The following is a 17,711-nucleotide window of genomic DNA, read 5'->3' on the forward strand; positions in this document are numbered from 1 at the left end:
GGGCCTCAAGCTCCGGGAGAGGGTTGGCTTCAAACGAGCTGCCGTGGCTGTGGCGCGCAAACTGGCGGTGATAATGCATTCGATGCTCAAGACCGGTGAGTTCTTTGATCGAAATGCAGGCGCCACAGCATGAAATCTTGCGAATAGCGTTCAGGATCTGAGCGCCTGAGACGTCCCTGCCGGGACGTGAGCCGAGCCATTCCGCTGATGGGGTTGCACCGCTGTCTCAGCAAAGTGCGTCGTCCACATTGAAGGCTCGTCCGCGGAGCTCCATCATGCGGCGACTGATGTCGACCGCGAAGACAACCATGCACCCGGCAGCGTCGTCTCGACGCAATTACATGCTTGACGTCCCAGCGGCGATTAGACAACCCCATCAATCTGCCGGCCCACAAGATCAGCGGCGTGCGCGAGGCTATCGAGAAGGTTGGCGCACGGCTCCTGTTCCTGCCGCCATACTCGCCCGAAGCTCAAGGCCCTCCTCAGAAAGGCCGCTGCCAGGACCGTCGACGAACTCTGGTCGGTTGTCGCCGGCTGTCTCTCAGCGTTCACCACCTACTCCTTGCCGGTCTCCCGGCGCACCAACTGTAGTACTAATGACCGGCTCCATTTTCGCCAGCACGTCGTCGGCCAACCAGCACAGGCTCATATGGCCGTCGCCGAGATGCTTGACCGGCGGCACCTTGGTTTCGCAAAGATTGTCCGGCACCAGCTTCTTATAGCCGCAGCGCGTCTGGAACGGACAGCCCGAGGGCGGGTTCATCGCCGACGGAATGTCGCCTTCAAGCACGATGTGCCTTTTCACCACGCTGGTGTCAGCGATCGGGATCGCCGACAGCAGCGCCTCGGTGTAGGGGTGATAGGGCGGCGAAAAGATCTGGTCGGTCGTGCCTTGCTCCACGATATAGCCGAGATACATGACGACGACGCGGTCGGCGATGTAGCGCACCACCGAGAGATCGTGGCTGATGAAAAGCATGGTGGTCTTGTTCTGCCGTTGGATATCCATCAGCAGTTCCATGACCGCCGCCTGCACCGACACGTCGAGCGCCGACACCGGCTCGTCGGCCACCACCACCTTGGCGCGACCGGCGAAGGCGCGCGCCACGCCGATGCGCTGTTTCTGACCACCTGAAAGCTGGCGCGGCATGCGCTTCTCGAAGGCGCGCGGCAGTTTCACCAGGTCGAGCAGTTCTAACATCTTCTGGCGCCGTTCGGCCACGTTCTTGCCGACCTTGAACTTCTCAAGCGTCCGCATGATCTGCGAGCCGACCGAATGGCTCGGATTGAGTGTGTCGAACGGATTCTGGAACACCATCTGGATGGACGAGATGGTCTCCGTGTCGCGTTTCTCGATCCCGGTGCCCTGGATTTCCTTGTTCCCGAGCATGACCTTGCCGTCTGTTGCCGTCTCCAGCCCCAGCAGCACCTTGGCGAGCGTCGACTTGCCGCAGCCGGATTCACCGACGATCGCGACGGTTTCCGATTCCCGCGCCTCGAAGCTGAGTGTCTCGTTTGCCTTGACCGTGCGCCCCTGCCCGCTGCTGAAAATCTCATTGGCCGAGACCTTGTAATATTTTTTCAGGTTGTCGACCCTGAGCACCGTATCGCCCGGGGCCACCGGCTCTTTCGCCGTCTTCGCCCCCGCCGGCACCGCCGTCCAGTCGATCCTCTGGAACCGCACGCAGCGGCTCTCGTGGTGCTCAGGCCCGGCAACTGCAATCATCGGAATCTCATTGGCGTCGCAGAGGCCGCCAACGAAATGGTGGCAGCGCGGACCGAAATTGCAGCCCTTGGGCCGCTGGTGCGGCAGCGGCAGCTGGCCGGGTATCGCGATCAGCGGCCGCGAATTCTTGTCGGCGCCCGGCAGCGGGATGGAGCGGAACAGCCCCTGTGTATAAGGATGACGCATTCGGTCGAACACGTCGTGCACCGAACCGGATTCCACCGCCTCGCCCGAATACATCACCGTGATGCGGTCGCAGGTCTCCAGGATCAGTCCGAGATTGTGCGAAATGAAGAGCATCGACGTGCCGAACTGCTTGCCGAGGTCTTTCACAAGCTGGACGATGCCCGCCTCGACCGTCACGTCGAGTGCCGTGGTCGGCTCGTCTAGCAGGAGCAGCGCGGGCTTCGAGAGCAGCGCCATCGCAATCACGATGCGCTGCTGCTGGCCGCCCGAAAGCTGATGCGGATAGGAGCGCATGATGCGCTCCGGGTCGGGCAGCCGCACCGCCTTCAGCATTTCCAGCGAGCGGTCCCAGGCTTCCTGCTTGGACACCTTTTCGTGGATCAGCGGCACTTCCATGAGCTGCCTGCCGATCTTCATGGCCGGGTTCAGACTGGCCATCGGCTCCTGATAGATCATCGCGATCTTGTTGCCGCGGATCGCGCGAAGCTCCTCTTCGCTCATCTCGCCCATGTCGCGGCCCTGGAATTTTATCCGGCCGCCGGTGATCTTCCCGAGGTTGGAAAGGTCGCGCATTATGCCGAGCGCCACCGTCGACTTGCCGCAGCCTGACTCGCCGACGATGCCCATCGCTTCGCCCGGCATGACGGTGCAGGAGAAGTCCATCACGGCCGGGATCTCGACGGCACGGGTGAAGAAGGAGATGGAGAGGTTCTCGATTTCGAGGATGGGTTCGGTCATCGGCCTTTCCTCTCCTCAGTCTTTCATCGATTGCTCGCGCAGCACATCCGCAAGCAGGGTGAGCCCCAGCACGAAGGACATCAGCGCGATCGTCGGCGGCAGCGCGGGATGGATGTAGGAACGCAACAGCCGGCTCGCGTCCTTGATCGCGGTGCCCCAGTCGGGACTTTCGGGCGGAACTCCCAGCCCGAAATAGCCCAGTGTTCCGAGCGCGATCGTGATGTAGCCGACGCGCAAGCAACCGTCGACGATCAGCGGCCCGCGCGCATTGGGCAGGATTTCCCACAGCATGATGTACCACGGACTCTCGCCGCGCGTCTGTGCCGCTGCCACGTAGTCGCGGGTCTTGATGTCCATCGCGAGCCCGCGCACGATGCGGAACACGCCGGGCCAGGAGCCGAGCACTATCGCGACGAAGATGGTCCGCCGGTTCGGATCGATACGAACGATGCTGAGCGGATCGGCGTCGAAGACCAGCCCGGCATAGATCCAGCCGCCGATTAAGATCGTCAGTCCGATCACCAGGTAGTGCCGGTCGGACCGGTCCTTGAAGCGCGTGTAGAACAGCGTCAGGAAGAAGATGATCGGGAACACGAAGAATATGCCCGCAAGCCATTGCGGGATAGGCGTTTCGCGTATGCCCGGGGTGACCAGCAGGTAGAACAGCAGGATCAACGGAAAAGCCAGCACCAGATTGGCGAGGAACGACAGGATCGAGTCGATCCGCCCGCCGTAATAACCGGCCGGCAGCCCGAGCGTCGTCCCGACCATCAGCGCGAAACCGGTAGCGGCGGGCGCGATGATCAACACGATCTGGCTGCCGTAGATCATGCGCGAAAAGACGTCGCGTGCGAGCTTGTCGCCGCCGAAGAGATAGACGAGCCCCGACTGCGGTTCGATGGCGCCGGGCAGCGTGTCCTTCATGATCGGGATCTGACCGAGCGGATCGAAAGGCGAGATGGTCGAGGCGAGGATCGCCGTGAACAGCCAGAACAGGCAGATGAAGACACCCGCTATGCCGACGCCGCTGTCGAACAGCTGGCCGTAAAGCGCGAGCTTCTTCTTGTAGAGGAAGCTCGCGCCCAAGACGATGGCGAGCGCGACCCAGACCGGCCAGAAGCGCCAGAGCACTTCGAGGACGATGGTGGAGGCGCCGATATATTGAGCTTGCATGCGCCTTCTCCCTACTAAACCCGGATGCGCGGGTTGAGGAATGCGTAACCGACGTCGGAGATCAGCTGCGTCGTCAGCACCACGGCGACAGATACCAGCGAACAGCCGAGTAGAAGATCGATGTCGTTATTGCCGGCGGCCTCGACCAGCGTGTAGCCGAAGCCCTGGTAGCGGAACATCACCTCCACAATCGCGACCCCGGTAAGCAGCCACGGGAACTGCAGCATGATGACGGTGAACGGCGCGATCAGCGCGTTGCGCAGCGCATGCTTGACCACCACGCTTTTGAACGAAAGCCCCTTCAATCGTGCGGTGCGGATATATTGCTGCGTCATCACCTCGACCATCGAGGCCCGCGTCATGCGCGCGATATAGCCGGTGCCGTAGATCGCCATGGTTATGACCGGCAGCGCGAAATTGTAGAACGTCACCCCTTGCGTTGCCGTGCTGGCGGCGGAGCCGCTGAGCCAGCCAAGCCACGAGGCGAACAGAACGGTGAAGATGACGCCGGAGACGTATTCCGGCGTCGCCGTCGTGATGATCGAAGCGACGGAGAGACTTCGGTCCGTCCGCGAGCCTTCGCGCATGCCGGCAAGAATGCCGATCAAAAGCGCAATCGGCACCATCGTGACCATCACCCAGAACATCAGGATGCCGGTAGCCCCCAAAGCGGGTAACAGCTTGTTGGCGGCCTTGGTCTTGAAGTTGGTCGAACAGCCGAAGTCATCTTGGAGGATACCGGAATAGGCAGGTTCAGTCGGCTCGCTGCAGTATGAAAAGCGCGGCACGGCTTTGCCGGTCGCAGGGTTGATGTTGGGCTGCTTCTGCACCACACCGATCCACTGGCCGTAGCGCACGAAGAAGTTCTGCCGATAGCCGTTCTCGACCAGCCAGCTTTCCAGCTGTTCCGCCGGCGTGCGCATGTCGAGCTGACTGAGCGCCAGCTTCTTCAGGTTCGGCTCGAGGTTGACGAGGTAGAAGACCACTATTGTCAGGCACAGCATCGTCAATGCCATGACGCCCAGGCGTCGGGCAATGAAAGCTAGCATGACAGCCCCTCTGGAGCCCTGGATTCGACTGCCCCGTTGTCCGAGGATACATCCACATTACCTGCCTGTTGCACGAAGTGTTCCTTTGACGTGTTCTTTCACTGCGCCGCCATCTCTCTAGAGGGCAAGCGAGTCCTACCTAACCCGTCGGTCGATTGTGGCAGACTTAGCTTGCCTTGCCACCCTGTGAATATGTTCCGAAACCCCGTCGCCGTTACTTTTGAAGACGGTCATGATCTCTGATCTCCCCGTTTTGTTTCGGCGAGTTCGTCCACTCACTCGAAGCGCCGAGATACGTTTCGCTAAAAAGCGGTTTGTGAGGCCGGTAGAAATGTTCGGTCCACGCGAGCGCCTTCCAGACTTCCAACAACCACAAAGCGCGTGCGGATCCACAACGGACCACCCATAAGCACTCTTCCGAATAGGCCAGATGCATAGCGGGAACGACGAAACGGCGGTGTTCTTCCCCCTTGTCACGTCTATGTCATCGGTCAGGACAGATAACATGCCTGCTTAGCGGCACTTGCACCAATTCAGCCACTTTCTAGCTAAAATGTGACGCGATGCTTCGTTGGGTGCTGGTACAGATGTGCCTCTTGGCCGCCAATGGGCAGAGCTCTTGCATGGCACTGTCTCGTCAGGAATTGCTGTGCAACCACCACGTCGAGCATCAGTCTAGTTTCCGCGGCCGGTGGCGCCCCTGTATCAGTAAGCGCGGGTGCGCCCGAGCATTCAGCGCCCGATGGTGTCCCTTTGGCTTTAAGGGGATAGGCGTCCCGTGACGCTAGATTCATGAGCGCAGCACAGTTCCGCCGAGAGGCTCGGCGGCATTCGAACTCATGCGGCCGAGCTCGGTCGCCAACTGGTCGCCCATGCTCGTCAGAGTCAGCTTGCCGCCTTACGCCGACGGATCGGGACCTCTTGAAGTTGCCGGGATCTTCAATGGCAGTAGCGAAAGAGGTTTCGGTGATCGCACCCACACCGGGAATGGACGCCTGGATCGCTCTCACGACAATCCGGCGAAGTCGATTATGACGGCCATATCTCCCGACGTGGTGGCGCCATCTGCGAGGACTTCTTTACGAAGCATCGGCTATGCTGACGCGGAGCTCAACGGAAAGTTCTCTGCGGACCTGGGGGCTTCAGCTCCGGGGGCATTATCAACTTAACTCGCATTCAAGGATTTGCGGCATGGACCGCTGGCATGAACACCGCGACCGTCAGCTACAAGCGCCATCGTTTCCCGCCGCAGATCATCGCCCATGCAGTCTGGCTCTACTACAGGTTCCCCTTGAGCCTGCGTCTGGTCGAGGAAATGCTGCTGGAGCGCGGGATCGTGGTCTCGTATGAGACAATCCGCCGGTGGGGCATCAAGTTCGGTCCGCATTACGCTCGCCGCTTGCCCGCAAGCAGCCCAGCCGAAACGATGTCTGGCACCTGGACGAGGTCGTCATCACCATCGCCGGCAGGAAACACTGGTTGTGGCGCGCCGTCGACCAGGATGGCTATGGGCTCGACGAGATCGTCCAGAACCGCCGCAAACCAAGGCGGCCAAGCGCTTGCTGACGCGGCTGCTGAAGAAGCAAGGCGTCGCGCCGAAGCGCATGATTACCGACAAGCTGCGCTCCTATGGAGCAGCCAGGCGACAGGTGATGCCAAGCGTCGAGCATCGGTCGCACAAGGGATTGAACAACCGGGCGGAGAATGCACATGTGCCGCTGCGAAAACGGGAGCGGACGATGCAAGGCTTCCGATCACCAGGAGCACTGCAACGCTTCGTTTCGATCTTCTCGGCTCTGCGCAATCTCTTCGTCCCGCCCCGCTCAAAATGCTCCGCTCTGGCTACACATATTCACCGCCTGCAGGCCATGGCGCAATGGAAAGCCGTGGCAATGGTCAGCTGACATCAGCGGCCGCAGGTCTCAACGCGTGTATATGCAACAACGTGACATCGCCCGCGTCGGTCTTGAGGACAATCTCTACCTCGGTAAAGGACAACTTGCGACCAATGCGGAACTAGTGGCGCGCGCCGTTGACCTGATCGTGGCGCTCGGCGCTCGCGTCCTCGGCCCGGCCGAGGTTCGAAATAACCTCGGCCTTGTCCGACAAAACCCCGCCACACTGAACTCAGACCGGCGCAAGCACGGAACCCACCAGGAGATCGCGCTACTTGCTCAGATTACTGATATCAAAGCCGATGGTCCCGATTCTTCCAGCTGGAGGCGGGGAATATCGACTTCCCGTTCTCAATGGCGAGTTATATTACACGATGGGTATCATGCCTTTCGAGGACCCGATTGTATCGAAGGCCGCGTTCCGTTTGAATTCCGCGCTTGGACCATGCACCGAAAGGCCGAGCATCCGTGATCCTTTTTCATGCTCAATGTTATTCAGCTTGGGGCCAAAAAAGCTAACTAATCTAAATCGTCGGCCGTGAAGAATCCGGAAGCCACTGATATTTCGTAGTGAACGACTGCGGTGTTGATTCGATATTGCAGGAAAGGGCCTGTTTGTGGGCTGTTTCCTTGCAATACCGAGGCGTGATTCACTGCCTTATCGCGGTTCAATCGGAGCCAGGGGATGGGCAAACCAAGCGAGCGGGGCGAGACGGGGGAACAGGATCTGTTCCGTGCCCGTCTTGATCAGATCCTCAACATGAAGCTGAGCTGGTGCGGCTGGTGCAGACCATCGACTGGCCGGTGCTGGAAGAGCGCTTCGGCGCTGTCTATTCGGACGGGCCGGGCATGCCGCCCTTGCCAACGCGGCTGATGCGGGGTTGGCGATCCTCAAGCACACGTTCGACCTGTCGGACGAGGTTTTGTGCGAGCGCTGGATTGAGAACCCCTATTTCCAGTACCTGTGCGGCGAGGCGTTCTTCCAGCATGAGCTGCCCTTCGACAGCTCCTCGATGACGCGTTGGCAGCGCATGGGGAAGAGCGGATCACGGCCCTGCTGCAGGAAAGCAAGCGGTGCGCCAAGGCACCTTCCCGAAATCGTCGTGATGGTTAGTCGCTCGTTGTTCGGCGCGCCGACGTCGATCACTGCGGGTCGTAGTGGGTAGGCGTGGTGGAGTTCGCGCAGAGCGGGATGACGAGGGGGATGTCTTTGTACGCCTCGTACTCGATGAAGTGCGCGGTCTCGGGCCCCGGCCTGGGCTTGCCGAGGACAGGCTGCCCCTTTTTGTCGAGCAGTAGATAGGATCGGCAGCAGCAGGCCGTGATTGGGATTGTTGAGGGCGAGTAGCCGTTTCCAGCGTTTGATGTTGAGATTCATGGCTGCGTGGAAGCCCTGGCACCACGGCCGCGGGTCGATGCCGCCGCCGGGCTTGGCGGCGAAGCGGGGCGCATATTCCCGCGGTCTGTGGAAGAGCGCTCGTTGATGCGGTTGTGGATCCTGGCGACGCTGGCAAACACGGCATGATCGGTAGCAGAGCGTTTGGCAAGGACGTCGCGCGGCAACCCCGTGAGCGGGCACATCCAATCTTGCGGGTCCGCGAACCGCGGCCGGGTGACAGCCGCCGTTACGAAGCCATCCAGCGCCGACATGGTGCGCACCAGCGGGCGGCGATTGGTCTTGGCGGCTATCCAGGCCTCAAGCGCCGCGTCCGGCAGCGCCATGTCATCGATCGCGCTCATGCCGCCAAGGGGAGCGGCATCTCTTGGCGGCGCACCCAGGTCCATGGCATCAGCTCGTCCCAGCGCGAGGCTGGCCAGTCGTTCTGGATCCGCTCGATGACATCGGCCATGTAGGCTTCGGCATCGACGCCGCAGAGATTGCAGGTCTCTATGATGCTGAGCACGACCGCCGAGCTCCGGCCGCGGCGAAGCTGCCCGAGAAAAGCCAATTGCGCCTGCCGACCGTAAATCCACGAATGGCGCGCTCCGCGATCAGGTTGTCGGGCTTGAGCTGGCCATCGTAGAGGAAGCGGTTGAAGCGCGCCATCGCTTGGTGCCACAGGCGAAGGCCTTGGCGATATCGGCATGACGCGAGAAACCGCTGCCCTGGCGCATGAGCTGTCGTCGCAGCGCGCGGACCAGTGGCCTGGATCGCCTTCGTCGTGCGGCCAATCGCTCGGCGGGCGGGAGCCCGCGTATCTCTTCTCCGGTAGATCGCCTGGATACCGGCCATCGCCGTCGTGCTGAGCTCGGTCGGCTGGCTGTCGTGAACGTCGAATATCTTGCGACGCAGATGGGCCACGCAGGCAGCTTCTCGAATGGCGCCGCCCTTGTAGATCTGGTTATAGCCGCTGAATCCCTCGGCCTGGAGCGTGCCGGCAAATCCGGCGAGTTCGCTCATCACGCTCTCGCCGGCGCGGCCCATGGTGGCGCGATGCCATGCGATCGGCGGCTCCTGCGAACCGGAGTTGCGGTCGTCGGTGACGTGACCCAGAGCGCGCCCTTGTGCGTCTTGCCGGTGCTGGGCGCCAGGATCGGAAGCCGCGTGTCGTCGGTGTGAATCTTGCTGCGGGTACGGCCGATCTCGCGAATGCGGTTGTAGACCGGATCGAGCAAGGCCGCGGCGTAGGCGGCGCTGCGCGCAAGCGTGGATCGCTCGATATCGACGCCCTTGGCGGCCATCATCTGGGCCTGACGGTAGAAGGGCAGATGATAACCCCACTTCGCCATCATGATATAGGCGAGCGCGGCATAGCTGAGCTTGCCGCGTGCGATGGCCTTGGCTGGCGCCGGCGCCTGGATGATTTATCGCAGGTCTGGCAACTGTACTTGGGTCGAACGGTCTCCATCACCTGCCAGGCCTGGGCGACCAGATCGAGCATCTCGTCGCTATCTTCGCCCATGGCGCGCAGATCGCCGCCGCAGCCCGGGCAGCATGCGCAAGACGGCTCGCGAACCATCCGCTTGCGCGGCAGGTTCGGGTTGAGCTTGCGCACCGGCAACACCCGGACCTTGTCGTTGTCAGCGACGGTGGGCGGCTCGATATCGGGCACGTTGGCGGCAAAATCGGTCTCGAGATCTTCGAGTTCGAGCCGCACTCTGGCCCAGCTTCTCGGATGAGCGGCCGAAGGTCTTGCGGTTGAAGCGATCGATCTGCAGCTGCAGGCGCTGGATGCGAAGCGCGGCCTCGGCGCGCTCAATTGGCAGCTGCTCATCCCGTTCGGCGATGGTGGTGTCCCGGGCAGAAACGGTCTGCTCCAGAAAGGCGATCCGGGCGAGGAAATCAGCGATCGAGTGAACTTGTTTGGACACCCAAACTACGTACCCGAAAGACCTTCTTTACGGAAGCAAAATTGACAGAAAAACAAGAAGAAGCGACCGAATTTAGCCTACCAGACGCGGTCGATAAATCTTGTTCGGCCGGCGCCAGTCGATCCCGTCCAGAAGCAGCGAAAGCTGTGCCTCGGTGAGCACACAGTTACCTGATCTTGGTGCTCGGCCAGGCAAAACAGCCATTGGTCAACCGCTTTGTGAACAGACAAAATCCGTGGTCGTCATGCGCCAGAATCTTGATGATATGACCCTTGCGTCCACGGAAGCAGAAACCGCCTCGCTGAAGGGTTAGGTAGCGCGCCACCTAACCCTTCAGCGAGGCGGTTTCTGTCTTCCAATCGAAACGCGCCGACAGGATTCAAGATCCTGGTCTGGGATCGGACCGGCATGGTGCTGATCCACAAGCGGCTGGAAGGGGCGAAGTTCGTCTGGCCGCAAAAATGTAGTGCGACATACGTGGAACGGCCACGCGGGCAAGCGCTTTTTCAGACATTTCATCCAGCGGGATAGGTGCGGTCATATGTCCGGCCGTTCAGCGCGGTCTAAGACCACTGGCCTCGATGAAATTCGCGATGCGAGGGGCTTATCAATCTGACGCGCTCTAAGCGCATTGTCGCGCCGGCCTCTCTCGCCTCGGGATTTCGTCCCGTGGGTCATCATCTAATTGTGCACCACGCCTCTGTTCGGCGTAGCGCCGGCCAGTCAGTCCTGTCCCTGGTCGTCGTTCGGCTCAGGCACGTGCTGCGCCGCTTGCCGCACCAGTATTTCGGTATGTCCCGCCCTTGGTGAGCAGCGCCCAGATAATCCTCGCCATCTTGTTGGCGAGCGCGATCGCGACGACCTTGAAAGGCCGCCGTGCCAAAAGGGTGACTAGCCATCGCAGCGCTTTGTCGTTTCCCTTAACGCGCCGCAAGACCGACGTCGCGCCACAAACGAGCAGCGAGCGGAGCGTCGGGTTGTCCATTTTCGATATGCCGCCGAGCCGCTCCTTGCCGCCGCTCGAATGAGGCTTTGGCGTCAGTCCCAGCCAGGCGGCGAAGTGACGGCCGGATTTGAACCCGCCGGGATCCGGGACCAGCGCTTTGACGGAAGACGCCGTGATCGCTCCGACGCCCGGAATTGTGGTCAGACGTCGCATGTCCTCGTCGCGCTTCGCCTCGCCGACGATCCCTCGTTCGAGCTTGTCGATTTGACGCGTCAGCGCCTCGATCTGATCGGCGATTTCAGCCAAAGCCAATCGAGCGGCTTTTGGCAGGCAAACGTCCGCCTCGTCTCGTACGATCTCGATCAACGCAGCCACTTGAGCCGTGCCGAGGGCGGCAATAACGCCCAACTCTGACAAATGCCCGCGAAGCGCGTTGATCGCCTGAGTTTGCTGGCGGATCAAAACGGCGCGCGTCCTCAGCACCATGACCGCCGCTTGTTGATCAGCCGATTTGATCGGAACGAAACGCATGGTCTTGCGGGTGACGGCTTCGCTGATCGCTTCGGCGTCGGCGCCATCCGTTTTGTCCCGTTTCACGAAGGGCTTGACATAAATCGGCGGGATCAAACGCACGTCGTGACCGAGCGCCGCGATCTCGCGCGCCCAATAATGCGAACCGCCGCACGCCTCCAAACCAACCAGACACGGCGGAAGCTTTTCGAAAAAGCCCAGCAGCTCGGCTCGACGCAGCTTGCAATTGAAAATCGGCGCGCCCTCGGCGTCGGCGCCGTGAATTTGAAAAACGTTCTTGGCCAAATCCAGGCCGATGGTGCTAACCTGCTTCACGGAACGGCCCCCTTCCTTGTGGCGTTGCTCGCAACGACCACGTTTTAGCATTTAGATGCTGTCGGTAGCGGGGGCCGTTCCACACCATCAATCTGGGAGAGAGCCACTCTCACTTTGATTGTCGCGCCGCACGCAAAGGCGAATTGCGCTTCCCCCTGCCGGTCGGTTTCGTCTTCGACGGCGACCGCATTGTGCTCGATCCCGACGAAGAGGTGCAAGGCGGTGCGCGCCGTGTTCGATTCTTCGCGCGCGAAGGCAGCGCTGCGCCGTGGTCCAGCGCTTCCACGAACTCGGCCTGCGCTTTCCCCGCCGCGCCTATGGTGGCGTCTGGAACGGCAAGCTGATGGGGGCCGCATCACCCATTCTCGGGTGGTCGCCATTCTCGCCAACCCGTCCTATGCCGGCACCTATGTGTTCGGACGCTATCCATCGTCCAAGGCGGTCGGGCCGGACGGTGCGATAGACCCGCACACGCCGAATGCCCGAGGAGGAATGGCGGGTCGTCATTCACGACCGTCATCCAGGCTATCAGCCGGGATCAGTTCCTCGCCAACCGCCAACGCTTGGCCCAGAACCGAACCAATGCCGAGGTGCTCCCCGGCCCTGCTCGTGAAGGGCTCTGCCTCTTGCCAGACTCTGCTTGTCTGCGGGCTGTGCGGGCGCCGTCTCACCGTGCGCTCACCGGCAACGGCGGCCTCAATCCCGCCTATCAATGCACCCGGGGCAAGCATGAAGGCCTGGCCGGATGCGCCTGCATGTCGGTGCTGGCGACGTCGCTCGACAACGCCGTTAGCGCTCGCGGGGTCGACGCCGTTACACCACTGACGGTCGAGTTGGCGCTGGCGGCGCTGACCACCTGGAAGAGCGCGATGCGGCAGAGCAGAGTTGCGATATCCCTTCTGACGGCTTTGTTGTTGTAGACCCAGATTAGGCAGCTTTGTCTGCTGCGATCATCAAAGGGCTCCAATTCCACGGAAGCAAGTCATCGAGAAAGCGGCCTTCACTGCACGGCCAGCGATTACGGGGTCGAAAGCTGAGGCGGGAGCGATGGCCTGAACTCAATCCGCAACGCGGTACGCCTCCCGCAGATCCGAGTTCACGGTAAGTTGGCTGTCCCCTGCTCGAACCTTTGGCCGCCGGTCCCTCCACGGTCTAGCCTCCTCCAGATCGCGTGCGACCCGGACCAGCGTGGCCTCGTCGCCAAATCGACCGACGATCTGAAGCCCGATCGGCAGCCCGTCGGCACTTTGTGCCAAAGGCAAGGAAACCGCAGGCTGTCCGGTGACATTGAATATGGACATGTGACACCCCTTGTAGGCCTTTTCCATCCACTCTTCTGCGGAGATTGTCGCATCGGTCGTACTGTAAGTACCGCCATGCGGATGGGCCACGATCGACATGGTGGGGGTCAGCAGAATGTCGAAGGCATGGATCGCCTCGGCTACCTGGAACCGCATCCGCCGGAAACCTTCATCTACCTCATTCCAAATCGATGGGGGCTGATTCCGGCCTCGTTCGTAAAACCTGAGGTTTACCGGCTCCAAGGTGTCCGCGCTGATAGTGCGGCCCATCGCCCGCGCCGCCGTTTCGAGCGAACTCGCTCCGAGATCTGAGCGGAGGAGAATTATTCTGATGAACTCTTCGAAATCAAACGGCGGCGCGATGTCCGTCACTTGGTGACCCATTTCCTCCAGAAGTGAGGCGGTCGAGTCGACCGCTTGCAGGACTTCCGGCTCTACATCGAGCTTGCCCCACGTAGTTCTCGCGACCCCGACCCGCAGTGTGCCGGTGGGACGGGACAGTTCCTCTAGATAGGGACGGTTTGGCTGGCAAATGATAAATGGATCGCCAGAATGAGGACCGGAAAAGACGTCCAGCGCGGCGGCCATGTCGCGTACGGTCCGGCACAAAACAAACTGGCGGCTGCAACCAAACCCCGTATCCTGCTGGTCCGGACCGCCGGAAACGCGTCCTCGGGACGGGTTGAGTCCCACAAGACCGCACCAGGCCGCAGGTGCCCGTATCGACCCGAACCCGTCGCTGCCATGTGCAATCGGGGTAATACCGGCTGCTACTGCTGCCGCGGCTCCTCCAGAGGAGCCTCCCGCGGCGCGTTCCAAATCCCATGGATTGCGGGTGATGCCATGGAGAATGGTTTCGGTCGCTCCAGATGCTCCAAGCTCCGGCGTTGCTGTTCTTCCGAGAGTCCGAAGCCCTGCGTCCCGGGCGCGGCGGAAAAAGAAACTGTCGGTGTGGGAGCGATGGCCCTTAAACAGGCGGCTCCCCATTTCCTGCAGGCGACCAGCTTCACTCGCTCCGATATCCTTGCGAAAGAAAGGCACGCCATGGAAGATTCCTCCGTCCGCGCCGGCAACGGTCTCAGCATCTCCATAGAATTCGATGACGGCGTTTATGCGAGGATTGACCTCGTCGTAAGCCTCGCGGGCTAATCGCGTCAATTCTAGAGTGGTCACCTCGCCAGCGTTCACGAGAGAAGCCAAACCGGCGGCATCGTATTGGACATATTCGGTGAGTTTCATTTAAGACAACTCCTCATACTTTCTTTCACATACCCGTCCATCGAGAACGGAATCAGGTGAACTGCGCTTGAAATCTGACTGACCGCGCCATAACTTAACTACTCAAACTGTCATCGGTCAGGACATGAGCTAACATGCCTGCTTAGCGGCATTTGCACCAATTCAGCCACTTTCTAGCTAAAATGTGACGCGATGCTTCGTCGGGTGCCGGTACAGATGTGCCTCTTGGCCGCAATGGGCAGAGCTCTTGCATGGCACTGTCTCGTCAGGAATTGCTGTGCAACCACCACGTCGAGCATCAGTCTGGTTTTCGCGGCCCGATGGCGCCCCCGTGTCAGTAAGCGCGGATGCGCCCGAGCATTCAGCGCCCAATGGTATCCTTTGGTTTTAAGGGGATAAGCTGTCCCGTGATGCTAAATTTAGATCCGCGGACATTTGGGTCGACGGCAGCCGTTCTTTGCGGCGATCGAGCACACCGCCGCCCAGCGCGAGCGATGCTCGCTTTCGTGATCCAAAACCATGCGCACCGCTCGGGCACGCACCTCGCGAGAGAACCTGTTCGTCGTCTTGCTCATGAGTAAGCGCCAAGCTGACCCCATCTGGCGCGGCTTGAGGTGATGAGCGAGACATACTGACACTGAAGCAAGGAGCCGAGGAGCTTGCAGTGTCAATTTCTATGTCTGCGCCTATGCCTGATGATAGAAGTTTCCATGTTCTTGAAGCGGTTGCCAACCGACTGGAGGCAAGCCCGCAGCGTCCGCGGCGGCGCTGGTCGGCGGAAGCGAAGTCGCGGCTGATCGAGGCGACACTGAAGCCGGGCGCGAATGTATCGGCCATTGCCAGACAAGCGGGGATGGCGCCGGCCCAGCTGTTCGGCTGGCGGAGCAAGGCGATCAAGAGCGGTGCGGTCACGCCACACAGGGATGCGGAGCGGCTCGGCTTTGTCGAGGTCACGCCGACAGCGTCTGCGTCGGTGGAGATCGAGCTGGGTGGCGTGGTCATTCGCGCCGGTGCCGATATCAATGAGGAGCAGCTGGTGCGGATTATCCGGGCGGTTCGCCAGGCATGATCCCGGCTGGCGTGAAGGTGTTGGTCGCCAGTCATCCCGTCGATTTTAGAAAAGGTCCCGACGGCCTTTTGGCACTGGTGCGCGATGCCGGCTCGGATCCATTCAACGGCGCACTTTATGTATTCCGCGCCAAAAGAGCGGACAGGATCAAGATCGTCTGGTGGGACGGCAGCGGCGTGTGTCTTTATGCCAAGCGGCTGGATGAGGCGAAGTTCTGCTGGCCGCGGATCGGCCACCACCGGGTCCAGCTCAATCATGCTCAGCTCATGGCTCTGGTTGACGGAATGGACTGGAAACGGGTTCGAACGGAGACCGTCAGGCGGCCGCAATCGGTTGGGTAAAACCCTGCGGCATGATGAATCAGGGAGCTGAAAACGCGGGAAAATTGCCCGCGAATATGCTCTGATTTTGGCCATGTCGGCACCCGATCTCGCGCTCCCGGACGACGTTGGCTCAAGGCGATGGTTGTTGCCATGGCCGAAAAAGCCGCCGGTCTGGAAGAGCGTAATGCCGATCTCGAAGCCCACAATACGCATCTCGAGTTGGTCAACAAGAGCGCCGAGGAGCGGATCGCACGACTGACGGCGGTGGTGAAGATGCTGGAGCGGTCGCGCTTCGGCAGCCGCTCCGTAAGGTTGCGGGCCGGTGCGCTGAGCGAGGAGCAGTACGCTCTGGTCTTCGACGAGATCGAAACCGGCGTGGCGGCCATCCAAGCGCAGATGGAGAAGTCTGCGGGCGGCTCGAAAGCGAAGCGCGCCCCGCGCCCTCGCAAAGGCTTTGCGGCCCATCTCGAACGGATCGAGGTGGTCATCGAGTCCGAGACGCCTGCTGGCTGCGAAGCGCTGGAAAAGATCCTGATCGGCGAGGACGTCTCCGAACGGCTCGATGTCACCCCGGCGAAGTTCCGGGTGATCGTCACGCGTCGCCCCAAATATGCCTACAAGGGTTGGGACGGCGTCATCCAGGCAGCCGCGCCCGCCCGCATCATCGAAAGCGGCATTCCGACCGAAGCGCTGCTGGCGCAGATCGCGGTGTCGAAATACGCCGATGGCCTGCCGCTCTACCGCCAGGAAGCGATCTATGCCCGCGATCAGGTCGAGATCGACCGGTCACAGATGGCGCAGTGGATGGGCAAGCTCGGCTTCGAGCTCGAGCCGCTCGCCGATTACGCACTGACCCGCATCAAGCAGGGGGAGCGGGTCTTCGCCGATGAGACCACGCTGCCAACGCTGGCGCCGGGATCTGGCAAGGCCAAGACGGCCTACCTCTGGACCTATGTCCGCGATGATCGGCCCTTTGGCGGCAGTGGACCGCCCATTGTTGTCTATCGCTTCGAGGACAGCCGCGCCGGCGAATGTGTTGCCCGTCATCTGGACGGCTATCGCGGGATCCTGCAAGTCGACGGATACGCCGCCTATAACCGGCTGGCCCGATCCGATCGGGGCAACGACGGCGTGACGCTGGCGGCGTGCTGGTCGCACGTGCGGCGCAAGTTCTACGAACTGCATGCCGCAGGCTCCTCCGTTATCGCCTCGCAGACGGTGGCGCAGATGGCCCCACTGTGGGCCGCCGAGGAGGCCGTACGCGGCCAGGACCCGGCAGTACGAATAACTGCGCGTCAGGAGAAATCCGCCGCCGTCGTTGCCGCTCTCTTTGCGCTGTGGGAAAAGGAGCTGCCGAAGCTGTCGGGAAAATCGAAGCCCGCCGAGGCGATCCGCTATGCGCTCTGCCGGCGTGCCGCGCTGGAGCGCTTCCTCACCGACGGCCGCATCGAAATCGACTCCAACACCGTCGAGCGCGCCATCAGGCCACAGACCATCTCGGGGTCATTCTGCCCATGTTGGGCAGGAGGTCGAGGTCCATTACCGTTGGCACCCGTATTTCGGACATCGGCTTCGCTGCGAGAACAGCGAAGAGCGCGCCAACGGCCGGATCATTCATCTCGTCGTCGCGCCCGGGCATGTCATTACCGCTCCGGCCTGGATGATCGATCCCGTGGCTTGCGCGGCGATGGACCTGGGCTCCCCGCGCGTATCGCTTGCCGCGCTGCTTGAGCTTCACAAGCTCTTGATCGAACGCCGTTTCCGGCGAGGCTCTTCGGATGGTTTCACCATCGCGGAGGCGCAACATGAGAACCCTGCCATCACCGACACGATCTCTCGTGGTCGTTCGCCAACTCAGCTTGCCGCTCGACTCGCAGAAGCTGAACGGGCTGAGTTCAGCGCAACGGA

At 61.3% G+C, this 17,711-nt stretch carries 14 protein-coding genes and 8 pseudogenes; 11 read left to right on the plus strand and 11 right to left on the minus strand.

Annotation, left to right across the window (positions count from 1 at the left end; all coding sequences use genetic code 11):
- A pseudogene (locus NKH19_RS31300) lies at positions 1–133 on the plus strand (IS110 family transposase); the annotation flags it as partial.
- Positions 134–378: 245 nt separating this feature from the next.
- Positions 379–553, plus strand: a pseudogene (locus NKH19_RS31305) (IS630 family transposase); the annotation flags it as partial.
- Here the strand turns inward: NKH19_RS31305 and NKH19_RS31310 are convergent.
- Genes NKH19_RS31310 through NKH19_RS31320 form a run of 3 tightly spaced genes read right to left on the minus strand, consistent with a single transcriptional unit; the run spans position 542 to position 4,872 of the window.
- On the minus strand, positions 542–2,650 hold the full coding sequence (locus NKH19_RS31310; protein WP_352983596.1) for a dipeptide ABC transporter ATP-binding protein: 2,109 nt from the start codon (positions 2,648–2,650) through the stop codon (positions 542–544). The pseudogene NKH19_RS31305 and the gene NKH19_RS31310 sit on opposite strands and share 12 nt — an antisense overlap.
- A 15-nt stretch (positions 2,651–2,665) precedes the next feature.
- A complete protein-coding gene (locus NKH19_RS31315) occupies positions 2,666–3,823 on the minus strand; it encodes an ABC transporter permease (RefSeq protein ID WP_352983599.1) in 1,158 nt (385 codons plus the stop codon).
- Between the two features lie 14 nt (positions 3,824–3,837).
- A complete protein-coding gene (locus tag NKH19_RS31320; RefSeq protein WP_352983601.1) occupies positions 3,838–4,872 on the minus strand; it encodes an ABC transporter permease in 1,035 nt (344 codons plus the stop codon).
- Positions 4,873–5,884: 1,012 nt separating this feature from the next.
- On the opposite strand from NKH19_RS31320, the pseudogene NKH19_RS33680 reads away from it, so the two are divergent.
- The 4 genes and pseudogenes from NKH19_RS33680 to NKH19_RS31335 form a co-directional block, all read left to right on the plus strand.
- Positions 5,885–6,024: pseudogene (locus NKH19_RS33680) on the plus strand (transposase); the annotation flags it as partial.
- A gap of 52 nt (positions 6,025–6,076) precedes the next feature.
- A pseudogene (locus tag NKH19_RS31325) lies at positions 6,077–6,776 on the plus strand (IS6 family transposase).
- A gap of 31 nt (positions 6,777–6,807) precedes the next feature.
- Positions 6,808–7,239, plus strand: coding sequence for a 3-keto-5-aminohexanoate cleavage protein (locus tag NKH19_RS33685; protein ID WP_502911085.1), 432 nt, complete (start codon positions 6,808–6,810; stop codon positions 7,237–7,239).
- A gap of 213 nt (positions 7,240–7,452) precedes the next feature.
- Positions 7,453–7,836 (plus strand): annotated as a pseudogene (locus NKH19_RS31335) (transposase); the annotation flags it as partial.
- A 305-nt stretch (positions 7,837–8,141) separates the two neighbouring features.
- Here the strand turns inward: NKH19_RS31335 and NKH19_RS31340 are convergent.
- From NKH19_RS31340 to tnpB (NKH19_RS31360), 5 genes and pseudogenes are all read right to left on the minus strand, one after another.
- The gene (locus tag NKH19_RS31340) at positions 8,142–8,507 is read right to left on the minus strand and encodes a UPF0149 family protein (RefSeq protein ID WP_352983603.1); all 366 of its coding nucleotides are present in this window, start codon (positions 8,505–8,507) and stop codon (positions 8,142–8,144) included.
- A complete protein-coding gene (locus tag NKH19_RS31345; protein WP_352983606.1) occupies positions 8,504–8,671 on the minus strand; it encodes a transposase domain-containing protein in 168 nt (55 codons plus the stop codon). Before NKH19_RS31345 ends, NKH19_RS31340 begins: the two co-directional genes overlap by 4 nt.
- A pseudogene (gene tnpC / locus NKH19_RS31350) lies at positions 8,656–9,500 on the minus strand (IS66 family transposase). The gene NKH19_RS31345 and the pseudogene tnpC (NKH19_RS31350) overlap by 16 nt, the downstream one beginning before the upstream one ends.
- A complete protein-coding gene (locus tag NKH19_RS31355) occupies positions 9,497–9,865 on the minus strand; it encodes an IS66 family transposase zinc-finger binding domain-containing protein (protein ID WP_352983609.1) in 369 nt (122 codons plus the stop codon). The pseudogene tnpC (NKH19_RS31350) and the gene NKH19_RS31355 overlap by 4 nt, the downstream one beginning before the upstream one ends.
- Positions 9,866–10,245: 380 nt before the next feature.
- Complete coding sequence (tnpB, locus tag NKH19_RS31360) at positions 10,246–10,404, minus strand: IS66 family insertion sequence element accessory protein TnpB (protein WP_352983611.1); 159 nt, start codon at positions 10,402–10,404, stop codon at positions 10,246–10,248.
- Between the two features lie 23 nt (positions 10,405–10,427).
- Here tnpB (NKH19_RS31360) and tnpB (NKH19_RS31365) point away from each other — a divergent pair, with 23 nt between their 5' ends.
- Positions 10,428–10,610, plus strand: coding sequence for an IS66 family insertion sequence element accessory protein TnpB (gene tnpB, locus NKH19_RS31365; RefSeq protein ID WP_352983620.1), 183 nt, complete (start codon positions 10,428–10,430; stop codon positions 10,608–10,610).
- Between the two features lie 220 nt (positions 10,611–10,830).
- Here the strand turns inward: tnpB (NKH19_RS31365) and NKH19_RS31370 are convergent, their stop codons facing one another.
- The gene (locus NKH19_RS31370) at positions 10,831–11,871 is read right to left on the minus strand and encodes an IS110 family RNA-guided transposase (RefSeq protein ID WP_352983613.1); all 1,041 of its coding nucleotides are present in this window, start codon (positions 11,869–11,871) and stop codon (positions 10,831–10,833) included.
- Between the two features lie 755 nt (positions 11,872–12,626).
- Here NKH19_RS31370 and NKH19_RS31375 point away from each other — a divergent pair.
- Positions 12,627–12,791: a hypothetical protein gene (locus NKH19_RS31375; RefSeq protein ID WP_352983615.1), complete on the plus strand. Its 165-nt coding sequence runs from the start codon at positions 12,627–12,629 to the stop codon at positions 12,789–12,791.
- 138 nt (positions 12,792–12,929) lie between these two features.
- Here the strand turns inward: NKH19_RS31375 and NKH19_RS31380 are convergent, their stop codons facing one another.
- The gene (locus tag NKH19_RS31380; protein ID WP_352983617.1) at positions 12,930–14,411 is read right to left on the minus strand and encodes an amidase; all 1,482 of its coding nucleotides are present in this window, start codon (positions 14,409–14,411) and stop codon (positions 12,930–12,932) included.
- Positions 14,412–14,857: 446 nt separating this feature from the next.
- Positions 14,858–14,986, minus strand: a pseudogene (locus tag NKH19_RS31385) (IS3 family transposase); the annotation flags it as partial.
- 113 nt (positions 14,987–15,099) lie between these two features.
- Between NKH19_RS31385 and NKH19_RS31390 the strand changes: the two are divergent.
- The 3 genes and pseudogenes from NKH19_RS31390 to tnpC (NKH19_RS31400) all read left to right on the plus strand — a co-directional run.
- Positions 15,100–15,480 (plus strand): transposase, encoded by a 381-nt coding sequence (locus tag NKH19_RS31390; protein WP_245274633.1) that lies wholly within the window; start codon positions 15,100–15,102, stop codon positions 15,478–15,480.
- The gene (tnpB, locus tag NKH19_RS31395) at positions 15,477–15,821 is read left to right on the plus strand and encodes an IS66 family insertion sequence element accessory protein TnpB (protein ID WP_023675163.1); all 345 of its coding nucleotides are present in this window, start codon (positions 15,477–15,479) and stop codon (positions 15,819–15,821) included. The genes NKH19_RS31390 and tnpB (NKH19_RS31395) overlap by 4 nt, the downstream gene beginning before the upstream one ends.
- 73 nt (positions 15,822–15,894) lie before the next feature.
- Positions 15,895–17,372 (plus strand): annotated as a pseudogene (tnpC, locus tag NKH19_RS31400) (IS66 family transposase); the annotation flags it as partial.
- Between the last annotated feature and the right edge of the window lie 339 nt (positions 17,373–17,711).

The sequence above is a fragment of the Mesorhizobium sp. M1338 genome (assembly GCF_040318045.1).
In the GTDB taxonomy this organism is placed as follows: Bacteria; Pseudomonadota; Alphaproteobacteria; order Rhizobiales; family Rhizobiaceae; genus Mesorhizobium.